General features: G+C 40.6%; 12 protein-coding genes. All 12 read left to right on the top strand.

The genetic code is table 11. From position 1 onward, the window contains the following. The first annotated feature begins 10 nt into the window (after window positions 1–10). The 12 genes from OSH01_RS02840 to OSH01_RS02785 all read left to right on the top strand — a co-directional run bounded on the left by OSH01_RS02840 (window position 11) and on the right by OSH01_RS02785 (window position 13,755). Window positions 11–343 carry a MarR family EPS-associated transcriptional regulator gene (locus tag OSH01_RS02840; protein ID WP_266122526.1) on the top strand — a complete coding sequence of 111 codons (333 nt, stop codon included), beginning with the start codon at window positions 11–13 and terminating at the stop codon, window positions 341–343. 211 nt (window positions 344–554) lie between these two features. Then, window positions 555–1,499, top strand: coding sequence for a Gfo/Idh/MocA family oxidoreductase (locus tag OSH01_RS02835; RefSeq protein WP_266122525.1), 945 nt, complete (start codon window positions 555–557; stop codon window positions 1,497–1,499). Continuing rightward, a complete protein-coding gene (wbpD, locus tag OSH01_RS02830) occupies window positions 1,496–2,071 on the top strand; it encodes a UDP-2-acetamido-3-amino-2,3-dideoxy-D-glucuronate N-acetyltransferase (RefSeq protein ID WP_266122524.1) in 576 nt (191 codons plus the stop codon). The genes OSH01_RS02835 and wbpD overlap by 4 nt, the downstream gene beginning before the upstream one ends. Window positions 2,072–2,079: 8 nt before the next feature. Further along, complete coding sequence (locus OSH01_RS02825) at window positions 2,080–3,186, top strand: DegT/DnrJ/EryC1/StrS family aminotransferase (protein WP_266122523.1); 1,107 nt, start codon at window positions 2,080–2,082, stop codon at window positions 3,184–3,186. A 365-nt stretch (window positions 3,187–3,551) separates the two neighbouring features. Next, on the top strand, window positions 3,552–4,829 hold the full coding sequence (locus OSH01_RS02820) for a lipopolysaccharide biosynthesis protein (RefSeq protein ID WP_266122522.1): 1,278 nt from the start codon (window positions 3,552–3,554) through the stop codon (window positions 4,827–4,829). Continuing rightward, window positions 4,819–5,940 carry an N-acetyl sugar amidotransferase gene (locus OSH01_RS02815; protein WP_266122521.1) on the top strand — a complete coding sequence of 374 codons (1,122 nt, stop codon included), beginning with the start codon at window positions 4,819–4,821 and terminating at the stop codon, window positions 5,938–5,940. The genes OSH01_RS02820 and OSH01_RS02815 overlap by 11 nt, the downstream gene beginning before the upstream one ends. A gap of 71 nt (window positions 5,941–6,011) precedes the next feature. Then, entirely contained in the window at window positions 6,012–7,334 is a 1,323-nt protein-coding gene (locus OSH01_RS02810; RefSeq protein WP_266122520.1) for an O-antigen polymerase, read from the top strand. 241 nt (window positions 7,335–7,575) lie between these two features. Continuing rightward, window positions 7,576–8,502, top strand: a complete 927-nt coding sequence (locus tag OSH01_RS02805; protein WP_266122519.1) for a glycosyltransferase — start codon at window positions 7,576–7,578, stop codon at window positions 8,500–8,502. 9 nt (window positions 8,503–8,511) lie between these two features. Next, window positions 8,512–9,627 carry a glycosyltransferase family 4 protein gene (locus OSH01_RS02800; protein WP_266122518.1) on the top strand — a complete coding sequence of 372 codons (1,116 nt, stop codon included), beginning with the start codon at window positions 8,512–8,514 and terminating at the stop codon, window positions 9,625–9,627. An 8-nt stretch (window positions 9,628–9,635) separates the two neighbouring features. Beyond that, on the top strand, window positions 9,636–10,721 hold the full coding sequence (gene wecB / locus OSH01_RS02795; protein ID WP_290459107.1) for a non-hydrolyzing UDP-N-acetylglucosamine 2-epimerase: 1,086 nt from the start codon (window positions 9,636–9,638) through the stop codon (window positions 10,719–10,721). Further along, window positions 10,718–12,529, top strand: coding sequence for an adenine nucleotide alpha hydrolase family protein (locus OSH01_RS02790; RefSeq protein WP_266122517.1), 1,812 nt, complete (start codon window positions 10,718–10,720; stop codon window positions 12,527–12,529). The genes wecB and OSH01_RS02790 overlap by 4 nt, the downstream gene beginning before the upstream one ends. 2 nt (window positions 12,530–12,531) lie before the next feature. After that, entirely contained in the window at window positions 12,532–13,755 is a 1,224-nt protein-coding gene (locus OSH01_RS02785; RefSeq protein ID WP_266122516.1) for a glycosyltransferase family 4 protein, read from the top strand. The last annotated feature ends 17 nt before the right edge of the window (window positions 13,756–13,772 follow it).

The raw sequence follows: 13,772 nt of genomic DNA, 5'->3' as shown, positions 1-13,772 counted from the left end.
TTCTGTGGTTATGACTAGTCTCTTACTGAATGAAAGCCATTTACAGGTGCTTAGGCAGCTAGATAAAAGTCCTACTCTTAGCCAGCGTGAGTTGGCTGAGCATCTTGGCATGAGTGTTGGCAAAGCCAACTATTGTATCAATGCCCTAGTTGATAGAGGGCTTATTAAAGTGGTCAATTTTTGTAAAAACACAAACAAAAAAGGCTACTTTTATTACCTAACTTCGCAAGGGCTTAAAGAAAAATCTGTACTTACTCTACGTTTTATCCAAATAAAAACACAAGAGTACGAAGCCCTGAAAGAAGAGCTTAAAGAACTGAAAAACGAATTGCATGGCTCATGAGCTTTTGCTTTGTGATAGTACGTATTTTTTTGAACAAATCATAATATAGCTAATTTTTCAAATAGGTCATGTAGGGCGGCTGTGTCATTTTTAGTTTAGCTATTTTTATGAGACGTCGTTTTGTAGTATGTGACTAGGCGAAAATCTGAAATCATAAGCTATAAACCGTTAAAATAGTCTTTTTATACGCAAAATTTTGTACTGGTGTTTTATGAAAAAATTCGCAATGATAGGGGCGGCCGGCTATATCGCACCGCGTCACATGAAAGCTATAAACGATACAGGGAATCAGCTTGTTGCTGCGTTAGACCCGAATGACTCCGTCGGTATTATCGATAGCCATTTTCCGGAAGCTGCTTTTTTTACAGAGTTTGAACGTTTCGATCGCCATATTGATAAGCTTCGACGCGACGGTAGCGATAAGAAAGTCGATTTGGTAACGATTTGTTCTCCAAATTATTTACATGATTCGCATATGCGTTTTGCTTTGCGATCTGATGCTGATGCGATTTGCGAGAAGCCGTTAGTTTTAAACCCTTGGAATATCGATGGCCTACAGGAAATAGAACAAGATACTGGTCGGAAAGTAAATACGATTCTTCAGCTGCGTGTTCACCCTTCGATTATTGCTCTTAAAGAAAAAGTGCAGGCAGAAGCTAAAAATGAAAAGTACGAAGTCGACTTGTCGTACATAACATCCCGCGGCAATTGGTACTTGCAGTCTTGGAAAGGGGACGAGAAAAAGTCCGGTGGAATCGCAACGAATATCGGCGTGCATTTTTTTGACATGTTGCATTTTCTATTTGGAAAACTTCAAAACAATATTGTGCATGTTTTTGAAGACACGAAAGCAGCTGGTTATCTAGAATATGAAAAAGCGCGTGTGCGTTGGTTTTTATCGGTAGATGTGAATGACGTGCCACAGGCTCTGCGTGATGCTGGGCAGCGTACCTATCGTTCAATTACTGTAGATGGTCAGGAAATAGAGTTTTCCGGAGGTTTTACAGATTTACATACACGTAGCTACGAGGAAATTTTGGCGGGGCGCGGTTTTGGTTTAGAAGAAAACCGTGTAGCCATTGAAACAGTATCCCATATTCGTGACGCTAAACTTTCCCCATTAGGTGGTGATTATCACCCCTTTCTGAAAAAATGACCTATTACAAACATCCCAGCGCCATTGTTGATGAGGGCGCACAAATAGGGACAGATTCACGTGTATGGCATTTCGTGCATGTGTGCGCTCAGGCTGTTATAGGCAAGGGTGTCTCCTTAGGCCAGAATGTGTTCGTAGGGAATAAAGTCACTATTGGTGATTACTGCAAAATACAGAATAACGTATCGGTGTACGACAATGTACACCTAGAAGAAGGCGTATTTTGTGGCCCTAGCATGGTCTTTACCAATGTTTATAACCCTAGGTCTTTAATCGAACGTAAAGATCAATACCGCAACACCTTGGTGAAAAAAGGTGCCACGCTCGGCGCTAATTGCACCATTATTTGTGGGGTTACTATCGGCGAATATGCCTTCATAGGTGCTGGCGCAGTGGTGAATAAAGATGTGCCTGCCTACGCCTTAATGGTAGGTGTGCCCGCAAAGCAAATAGGCTGGATGAGTGAGTTTGGAGAACAGTTAGCGTTACCTGTAGTAGGCTCAGGCAAAGCGGCTTGTGAAGCTACCGGCGATAGCTATGTGTTGGAAGACGGAATTTTACGTAAAATATAGGACAGACCATGCAATTCATCGACCTTGCTGCGCAATATCAGCATCTAAAAAGCAAAATTGATCGACGCATACAAACTGTACTGGATCATGGTCAGTACATTATGGGCCCTGAGGTCCTAGAGTTAGAAAATCAACTAGCGGATTACGTAGGCGTGAAGCACGTCATCAGTTGTGCTAACGGTACTGATGCTTTAACGCTGGTGCTGATGGCGTTAGGGATTGGCCAGGGTGATGGCGTGTTAGTCCCTACTTTTACCTTTTTCGCTTCAGCCGAAACAGTGGCTTTCGCGGGTGCTACACCAGTGTTTGTCGACTCTGATCCTAGTACTTTTAATATTTGTCCCGTTGACTTAGAAAAACGGATACAGGCAATACAGTCCGAGGGTAAGCTGGAATTAAAAGCTATTATGACGGTGGATCTATTTGGTTTGCCAGCTAATTATCCGGCTATTCAAAAAATAGCTGATAAATATGGTTTGAAAATTATTTCAGATTCAGCTCAAGGTTTCGGTGGTGAGATAAATGGTCAACGTGCTGGTAGCTTTGGCGACATTGCCACTACTAGCTTTTTCCCTGCAAAACCTTTGGGTTGTTACGGTGATGGAGGGGCGATTTTCACTAATAATGATGATTACGCTGAATTAATTCGATGCTACAGAGTGCACGGTAAAGGGCGTGATAAATATGACAATGTACGTATTGGCGTTAACAGCCGCCTGGATACATTGCAAGCAGCGATTTTATTAGAGAAACTAGCTGTTTTTCCAGATGAACTGGAGAAGCGAAAAGCGTTGGCTGACTCTTATCAAACGCAGCTCAGTAATACCTTTAATACACCACAGGTGCCCACGGGATATTTAAGCTCTTGGGCGCAATACACCTTAGTGTCTGATAACCGTGATGACTATATCGCCAAGCTTAAAGAAAAAGGTATACCTAGCATGGTGTATTACAGTACCTGTATGCACCAACAAACTGCATTTGACCGTTTAGGCTACCAGCGGGACGATTTCCCGGTAGCAGAAAAACTAGCTAAAACAGTGTTCAGCCTGCCGATGCATCCTTATATGAGTGAGGCAGAGCAGGAGCAAGTTGTTAAGGTATTACTTGCTTGAGCCAAGACTCTATTTTAAGAGTTAAAAAGTGACATGTCATCCTGAGCTTAAGCCCCTAGGCAAGGATGCCGTACTCGCAGTGATAGTTTAGCACTTCAGCCCTACTTGGTTAACTGCTGGGGCTGAGGGTAGAGGCATTTTTTAGCGCTACCACGTTATTTGCTCAGCGGCGTTTTACCGCATGAAGTAATCATGTCAAACTGGATCTCCTTGGTGCAACACAAGGAGGTCCAGTTTGGGTGACTCTCTTGCCACTGTGATGAATAGTTTATTTGATTACTATGAAAACCATTTGAATGAAGTCTGTATAGATAGCGATAAGCGCGTCAGGCTTAATAAGTTGTTAACGCCTGTGTGGTTTGAAAATGAAAATTTTACAGAATAAATTTATAAAAAATATTAGCCTGTTAGTAGGTGGAACTGCAATTGGTCAGATTATTGCTGTTATCACTTTGCCATTGCTAACACGTCTGTACAGCCCCGATAGCTTTTCAATACTAGCTGTATATGTCGCAGCGTTAACGTTGATTTCCGTTATATCTTGTTTATGTTTTGAGTATGCGATTCCGCTGCCTAAGAATAAAGTGACAGCGGCCGCCTTAGTTGTACTATCACTTATTAGTGTCATTGTAATAACATTATTAGTATGCGTGATAATAATGTTTTTTCCGTCATGGATCAACAGCCTTACTGAAAATAAAATCAATGAGTTTTTATGGTTGCTGCCCCTAGGGGTATTTGCTATTGGTCTCTACAATGCCTTGCAGTATTGGAATACACGCGAAAAGAATTTTACGTTAATTTCTAAAACAAGAATAACTCAATCTCTTAGTGGCACATTAGTAAAGTTGGGAGTGGGTGCGGTATCAAGCGGCTGGCCAGGTGGCCTAGTGATCGGTCAGCTAATTGCTCAGAGCGCTGGTTTTTTTAGTTTTATTTCTGTTTTATTAAAAAACGATTTACATATTTTCAGAAAAGTAAAGAGTAAGCATTTACGGTTGGCAGTAAAGCGTTATGAAAAGTTTCCTAAATTTACTACTTTAGAAGTGTTTGCCAATGCTGCCGGAATACAACTACCTATGCTGCTTATTGCTTACTATGCAGTAGGGGCCGAGGCCGGATTTTTGATGATTGCTATGCAGTTGTTATCTGCCCCCATGGGTATGATCAGCGGTGCGGTAGCACAAGTTTACTTGGCTGATGCAGCGGACAAACATCATCAAGGGCAACTATCTGGTTTTACAAAAAAAATTATTTTAAATTTGTTGAAAGTAAGTATTGCACCTTTATCCTTGGTTTTGTTGTGTGCTCCTATACTCACTCCTTATGTATTAGGAGACAACTGGGCCAGAACTGGTGTTCTTATCTGCTGGATGGTGCCATGGTTTTTAATGCAATTTATTACCTCTCCTGTTTCGACCTCTTTGTATATTACTAATAACCAGCAGCTGGCTTTTTTTCTTCAGTTATTTGGGCTAGTACTCCGAGTCGGATGCGTTTGGTTGGCGGGAGTTTTTGCGAATCAATATATAGCAGAATTTTATGCCGTATCTGGCTTGATATTTTACTTAATATATTTATTAGTGGTTTTAAAAGTTTTGAAGAATATTGACTATAAAGAGGTATCAAATAATGACAACTAAGTATCAGCAGTGCACCTGGTGCATTATGGATAACTCATCAGACGAGACCATTACATTTAATCTGAACGGTCAATGTAATTATTGTGAAAACGCATTGTTAGAAAAAGAAACGGTGTATTTTCCTAACGAAGAGGGTGAAAAGAAATTAAATGCGTTAGTCCAAAGACTTAAAAAGGAGAATAAAGATCATCAATATGACTGTGTGATGGGAATTTCTGGTGGTTTGGATTCCTCTTACTTGGCTTATCTTGGTACAGTTAAGTGGGGGTTGAGGGTACTTGCTGTGCATGTAGATGATGGATTTGATACGGAAATATCTAAAAATAATATTGCGCGACTTGCTGAACTCCCTAATTTTGATTTGAGAATAATCAAGCCTGATCCACAACAGTTCCATGAACTGACTAAAGCTTATATGCGGGCAGGCGTGCCGAACCTAGCTGTGCCCCAAGATAATGTACTGTTTGCTTGCGTGTATCAGTTTATGAAAGAAAATAAACTAAATACGTTTTTGTCAGGGGGGAATTTTGCGCTTGAGTGTATTCTGCAGCGAGGTAATACGCACGATGCGTATGACTTAAAAAATTTGAAATTTATTCATAACAAATTTGGTAAGGGACCAATAGATAAGCTAACTATGCTGTCGGCACTTAAAAAAGATATTGATGCTTATATTTTAAATATACAGTCGTTAAGGCCGTTAAATTATATCGATTATAATCGTGATCGGGCTATGAAAGAATTGGCTGATTCTTGTGGGTTTGAGTATTATGGTAGCAAGCATTTGGAAAATGATTTAACTAAATTTATACAACAATATTGGTTTTATCATAAGTTTGGCGTTGATAAACGCACATCACATCTATCAAGCATGATTGTTTCAGGGCAGATGAGCCGGGAAGAGGCTCAAAGGCAATACGCTTTACCGCTTTACGATGAGGATGATATGCAAAGCACTATAAGTCACGTGATTAGTAAGCTGGGTATGAGTAAAGAAGAGTTTGATAATATTATGGCTGATAAACCACATCAGCACAGTGATTATCCAACTTCATTCTATCTGAAAGTTAAACCTATGCTAGCCAAGGCAGTAAGGCTAATTAAGCGTTGAGAGATATATAATGGAAGTTTTTAACGCGTTTTTGTAGTTAAATTTAAGGTTATCAGACAAGGCTGTCGAAAATGGATTTTGCTTTTTTATTGATATTTTTATCGACTCCAATAGCAATCTTTTTTCTTTTAAGGTTGGCCGGAGAGCAGGCTAATAAAATAAGCCTTGTTAATATAACGACAATTTCTTTATATTTTTTTTCAATTCTAGGTACTTTCCCTCTTTATTATCAACTTGATGAATATCGCTTTGCGACGGGGGTTACAGATAAGAGTTTGGTTTTTTTGGTGTTGATTTGTTCTTGTGTAAATGTATTTTTTTTCCTCTTTGGGGTGATATTTACAAGAGAGATAGCTGGTATAAAGCCACTTCCTTTTACGTCTTCAGAAATAACTAAATTAACTATAACAAGAGCTCTCTCTTTGTTTTTGTCATTGTTATTCGTAGTGCTTGTGCTTTACATTTATTTGGGGAAAATTGAGCAAGTAGCTATTGTTGCCGCTTTTAAGGATGGTGCTTCCGCGGCCACACTAGCAAGAAGCAAAATGGGGAATGACTTCGCGGGTAGTTATCACTGGTATTCTTTAGTCTTGAATAATATTGGTATCATAGTAACGTTAACATTTTATGTCTCATGGTTACAAAGCAAAAGAATAATAATATTAATGTTGTTTTTGGTGTCCTTTTTAATATCGTCTTTCATTGCTGTGATGGCTACAGAAAAGGCTCCTTTTATTAATTTGTTAATGGCCATTTTTATGGCTCATGTTTTGGTCCGGCACGACGGAAAAGTTCCTAGAAAAACTTTAATTCAATTGTTTGTGTTGATGTTTTTTGTATTAATAGTATTTTATATCTACTTTATGGGCTCAGCTTCTATTTGGCAAGCCATCGGGTCTATCTTTTCAAGAGCTTTTTCTGGCAGTATACAACCAGCATATCATTATTTAGAGTACTTCCCCGCTCACCAAGAGTTCATGCTTGGAAAAAGCTTTCCTAACCCAGGGGGCATAATGCCGTTTGTTCCTATACCGTTTACGATAGATATAATGAATTGGCGATTTCCTGAGCATATTGAGTTGGGAATAGTTGGTACTATGCCTACGGTTTTTTGGGGAGAGGCATATGGTAATTTTGGATTTTTAGGTATTCCTGCTATTGCATTTATTATGGGTATTCTAGTTTCTTTTCTGAGTTATTTTGTATCGAAAATAGAACTAAATCCGGTTACCATATCGTTGAGCGTTTGGCTGATATTTCATATAAAACAAATTTCTGTAACTGGGTTTAGTGGTTATCTTTACGATTTTTACTTAATAGGTGTGTTTTTATTTATTGCTACTGTTTTGTTTTTTGATTCTAAAATTAAAATTAGAACAGCTAAGTTGCTTTGAATATAGTGATTCTTTAAAGGTAGTTTTTATTTTGAATAACCTCCATCTTACGCTTACTGAGTTCAGAAATGAAAGTCGGCTATTGAAGCAGGCTAATTCTTTAGTGAATTCTGGAATCGTGCGGCAGGTATACATAGCTTCGTTGTATTCTAATGGCTTGGAGAAAGAGCAGCCTTACTCTTCTAAAATCGTCTGTAATAGGTTTGATTTAGTTAGTCGAAATTGGAGTAGAAGTCTGCTCGTGCAAGTAGTTAAGTATTTCGAATACTGCCTCCGCGTCTTTTTGTTTTATCGTAATAAACAGATTGAGTTGGTGAATATACACTCTCTTGGATTGTTGCCTCTAGGCGTATTTCTGAAGGTCTTCTATAGAGCTAAGCTGGTGTATGACACCCATGAGTTAGAAACCGAAACAGACGGTCTCATTGGAATACGACAAAAATTGAGTAAATTTTTGGAAAGAAGACTGATTAGACATACCGATATGACCTTAGTCGTCAGTGAAAATATAGCCACCTGGTACGCCAATGAGTACAGTATGCCCCGTCCATCTGTCGTGTTAAACGCACCCCATCGTCGTGAGTTAAAAACAAATAACCATTTCCGCGAGCAGTTGGGCATCCGAGATGATCAGATTATTTTGCTTTATCAAGGGGGCTTAGCGGAGGGGCGCGGTGTATCCCTGATTATTGACGCGATGAAGGCCAGAGTCGATGACACGTTGGTGGCGGTGTTTATGGGGTACGGTGATTTAGAGGCCGAGATTAAGGCATCGGCTGTACAGCATAGTAATATTTATTTTTATCCTGCTGTCGCTCCGCAGGTGGTATTAGAATATACCTCCTCGGCCGATGTGGGGATTCATCTCATACAAAACACTTGTCTGAACCATGATTATTGTATGCCTAATAAGCTGTTTGAGTACGCTATGGCTGGCTTACCGGTGTTAGTTTCAAATATGAAAGAGATGTCGGAGCTGGTAATTAATAATGGTATGGGGGCAGTTATCAGCGACTTTAGCCCTGCAGGCATTAATTTAGCTTTAGATGAATTTTTGCAGAAAGATTTAGTGCATATGAAAGCTAATGCTTACCATGTTGCAGTGTCCAATGCTTGGGAAGTCCAGGAGCAGAAGATGTTAAAAGCTTACCAAGGATTATGGCAGTAAAGGGAAATAATGACAAGAATTGCTCACCTGACTTCAGCACACCCTCGATATGACACACGAATATTTTTAAAGGAATGTACGTCGCTCGCTCAATGTGGTTATAAGGTTTCATTAGTCGTAGCAGACGGCGAGGGCGATGAAGAAAAAGGTTTGATCGCCATTTATGATGTGGGAGCTTCTTCAGGCCGCCTGGACCGAATGCGTAATGCGCCCACACGGGTGTTGAATAAAGCCATTGAGCTCAATGCTGATGTATACCATTTGCACGACCCTGAGTTATTGCCCATTGCTTTAAAGTTGAAAAAGTTGGGCAAGAAGGTAATTTTTGACGCACACGAAGATGTTCCCAAACAAATTTTGGGTAAGCCATATCTGAATAAGCTGACTAAGTGGTTGGTGTCTAACACTTTTGCGGCTTATGAGCGCTTTATCTGTACCAGGTTGGATGCGGTGTTGGCCGCTACGCCTTTTATTCGCGACAAATTTAATGCGATGGGGGTGCGCTCTGTGGACATTAATAATTTTCCTTTGCTTGGTGAGCTAGCGAGTGGTGAGATTGACTGGTCACAAAAAAAGCCACAAGTCGCGTATGTAGGGGGCATTACTCAAATCCGTGGGATTTTGCAAGTAGTGCAGGCGATGGAATTAGTAAAGACAGACGCTCGTTTACAACTTGCAGGTCAGTTTGATGAAAAGGCGATTGAGTTAGCTGCTCAAGCAGAACCAGGCTGGCATCAACTAGATGCACTGGGGTTCGTTGGCCGCGTACAGGTTCGTAATTTGCTTCAGCATTGTGTAGCGGGTCTTGTTACCTTCTTGTCTTCTCCTAATCATATTGATGCTCAGCCTAATAAAATGTTTGAGTATATGAGCGCAGGGGTACCCGTGATTGCTTCTAATTTCCCTCTATGGAAGGAGATTATTGAAGGTAATCAATGCGGATTGTGCGTTGACCCCTTAGACCCCCACGCGATTGCAGACGCTATCGATTATTTAGTGACCCATCCATCCGAGGCTGAAAAAATGGGCCGTAATGGTCAGAAAGCTGTACATGAGCGCTATAACTGGAGCGTTGAAGAAAGGAAGCTCCTTGACTTTTATGCAATCTTATTAGCACACAATTAAGCTAGATTATGAAGAAAATTCTCACTATTATCGGTGCAAGGCCTCAGTTTATTAAAGCCAGTGTAGTTTCTAAAGCGATTTTGGATACCGAGGGTCTAACTGAAGTTATTGTTCATACAGGGCAGCATTTTGATGCCAATATGAGCGCAGTTTTTTTTGATCAGTTGGGTATTCCTAAACCGGACTACCAGCTATCAATTAGTGGTGGCAGTCACGGTGTGATGACCGGGCGTATGTTAATCGAGATTGAAAAGGTCTTGTTAACTGAACAACCAGACTGCGTTTTAGTGTACGGCGACACTAACTCTACGTTATCGGGTGCTTTAGCGGCGTCTAAGTTGCATATCCCAGTAGTACACGTTGAGGCAGGTTTGCGTAGCTTCAATATGCAAATGCCCGAGGAAGTAAATCGAATTCTTACTGATCGTGTTAGCACTATTTTATTTTGCCCTACTCAAACAGCAATCAAGAACTTGCAGGTTGAGGGTTATCCTTTTGTGGCGTCCAATGGCCAGCCCCAGCGCATTGAGCTGGTGGGAGATGTCATGCAAGACAGTGCTGAGCTGTTTGCTACGCGCGCTGTCAAGCCTCAAGGGGTTACGTTGCAGGATGGTTTTATTGTCAGTACCATCCACCGTGCCGAAAATACAGATGATACCGACCGTTTAATCAGTATTTTGAGTGCGCTAAATGACGTGGCACAGCACACCTCGGTAGTGCTACCCTTGCATCCACGTACCCGTAATATTATTGTTGATTTAAAACTAGACATAGCGAACCTAACGTTAATTGAACCAGTGGGTTATTTAGAAATGCTCTGGTTGTTGCAACATTGTGGCTTAGTAGTGACCGATAGTGGTGGCGTTCAAAAAGAAGCCTATTTTATGGGCAAAGCCTGTGTAACGATGCGCGATCAAACAGAGTGGGTCGAGCTGATAGAAGTAGGTGCTAATGTATTGGTGGGGGCAGATAAGGAAAAGATAAAAGATGCTATTGCGCGTAATTTAGGGCGTACAGTAAAAGATGAACAGTCTTTGTATGGCGGAGGGGTAGCGGCAAACAATATTGCTAAACTCCTGGTGGCTGCATTATGAGCGCATTACTGTTGCGTTTCTATTACAGCGCTAAGAAAGTCGACGATATATGGGCTGAATCTTCTCGACAGTTGGTTTCGCGAGGAAAAAATTCCTCCGCCTTATTGCAAGCGAATAGCTTAAGCTTACTTCATTTGCTCAAACGAAAATCTTCACTAGGCCTGTTATCTTCACAAGTAGATACCAGTAATAGGCTTTTGATTGCTTATGCGGGCCTAAATAATAATCTCGAACAAGAATCCACACCATTGGTAAAAGATGATCTTTTATTATTTGCGGATGGCCTTTTGTTGAATCGTCCGCTGAAACCGGATGAGTTCCGAGTTTCCACTGCTACTAATATAGATCTGTTTTTAGATTGGATCGCTCAAAGCGTAAGAGATGGCCTGCCGCTGAAAGATGCTGCTGAGGCGGCCTTGGCTAATGTTAAAGGCAATATCAACGCGTTGCTGCTAGCACCCAAAGAAGGGAAGGTACTGGCATTAAGTAACCATGGGAGCTTGTTTTATCATCAAGACGACGAGCTACTTCTTGTTGCCTCTGAGCGAAGTTGGCTAAGTGGTTATGCTGCTCAAGCCGTACAGTTGTTTGGTGTGCATGAGTTCAATCTTGCATCAGCTACCGCCACTTATAAGTTGAACATTACGCAGGATTTTACCGCTGATACGCGACCTTTGCCGCTATTTCCCTGGCAAGATGTGCTGCAATATAAGATTCATCACTTAAAGCGATGCAGTCGTTGTATTTTGCCCGAAACCATGCCTTATATACGTTTCGATGTGGCAGGCGTCTGTAACTATTGCCATACCTATAAGAAACGTAATCAGGCAAAAAATCCACAACGCTTGCATGAGTTAGTGGCGCCTTATCGTCGGAATGGTGATTATGACTGTATTGTGCCTTTTTCTGGTGGTCGTGATAGCTGTTTTGGACTACACCTTATCGTCAATGAGCTCAAACTTAAGCCTATTACCTATACGTACGACTGGGGAATGGTCACTGATGTGGGGCGGCGCAATATTGCCTTGATGTGTGGTGCTCTTGGGGTGGAAAATATTGTAGTGGCGGATGATATACAGAAAAAGCGACGCAATATTGCCATGAACTTTGCTGCTTGGTTAAAGCATCCACACCTAGGGATGTTGAACATATTAACAGCCGGCGATAAGCATTTTTTCCGTTATGTTAATAAGGTCAAAGAAGATACTGGTATCAGCTTAAACCTGTGGGGTGTGAATCCACTTGAAGTAACCCATTTCAAAACTGGTTTCTTAGGAATAGAGCCTGATTTTGAGCGGCAACGCGTCTATGCCAGTGGAAAGATGGGACAGTTACGATACCAGAGCAAACGTTTCTACCAAATGCTCAAAAGCCCTGGTTACTTTAATAGTTCGCTTTGGGACACATGGAGCGGCGAATACTACAGAAGTGCTGCAAAAAAAGCGGACTACTTCCATATCTTTGATTACTGGCAATGGAAAGAAGAAGAAATCAATAGTTTGCTAGCAGAATACAATTGGGAGCTAGCAACAGATACCCCTACGACATGGCGAATTGGGGATGGTACAGCAGGTATTTATAATTATATTTATTATACTTTAGCTGGCTTTACTGAGCATGACACTTTTCGTAGTAATCAGGTGCGCGAAGGTGAGTTAACTAGGGAGCAGGCTTTACGCCTAGTAGAGAAAGAAAATGCTCCATGCCACGATAATATACGCTGGTATTTGGCATCAATAGGGTTTGATTTTCAAACAACTATTCAGAAAATTAACACCATACCGCGCCTGCATGAAGGTTTATATTAAGAATGAAGAATAATATCTGGTATATCTCAAAGTATATCGCTCCTGCTTACGCAGCAAAAAATCAGGCACGAGGTTTTTTATTATTGACTGAATTTGTACGTTTGGGGCGGCATTGCACACTAATTACCTCGGACTCAAGCCATCAAATCAAAGCACCTGATTTTTTAGGTTCAGTTTTTGTAGAGCAGGTGCAAGGTGTTGAAGTGCATTGGCTAAAAACACGTAAATATAAAAAATCTGGGTCTATTAATAGGATTTTAAGCTGGCTTAGTTTTGAGTGGCAGTTATTTAAAATGCCAAAAAAAGATTTGAATAGGCCGGACGTGGTTATAGTTTCAAGTCTTTCTTTGTTAACCATACTTAATGGTTTGTATTTAAAAAGAAAATATAAATGTAAATTGATATTTGAAGTTCGTGATATTTGGCCGTTAGTCTTAACTGAATCAGGAAAGGTAAGTAAAAACCATCCCCTGGCTCTTGTTTTAGGGTGGGTAGAGAAGTTAGGCTATAGAAAGTCTGACCAAGTAGTTGGCACCATGCCTAATCTTTCCGAACATATTAAAACTGTCACGAAAACTAATATTAGTGCGGAGTGTATTCCACAGGTCATTGATCCTAATTTTATTAATTTGCCTGCTCAGCCCTTATCTGATGAATATATTAATTCTTATATTCCTAAAGATAAATTTATAGTTTGTCATGCTGGTTCAATAGGAGCGGATAACTCTTTAGACACACTCTTTGAGTGTGCTAGGGCTTTGAAAGATAATGAGAAAATACATTTTCTGATTGTAGGTGAAGGAGACTTAAAAGATTTTTATGCGGCTAAAAATCAGGATCTTACTAATTTGACCTTTGCGCCAAGAGTTGAAAAAAATCAGGTGCAATCTTTGTTGAATTATGCCGATGTTGTGTACTTTTCGGTAGCAAACTCGGTTGTGTGGGAGTATGGACAGTCGTTGAATAAAGTTATCGATTATATGCTGTCAGGAAAACCGATTGTCGCATCCTACTCCGGTTATCCGAGTATGATAAACGAAGCAGAATGTGGTGTTTATGTGCCGGCTGAAAATACAAACGCTTTGCAAGCAACCATTGAACAGTTTGCAGAAATTCCTCGTGATGAATTAGAGAGCATGGGGCGTCGAGGAAAAGAATGGATATTGAAAAAAAGAAGTATTGATGTGGTGGCAAAAGAATATTTGGCCATAATAGATCGACTCTAAAAATGGACAATTATTCT

The organism is Alcaligenes endophyticus (genome assembly GCF_026344035.1).
GTDB lineage: Bacteria > Pseudomonadota > Gammaproteobacteria > Burkholderiales > Burkholderiaceae_B > Alcaligenes > Alcaligenes endophyticus.
This window is presented reverse-complemented; position numbering and strand designations above follow the sequence as displayed.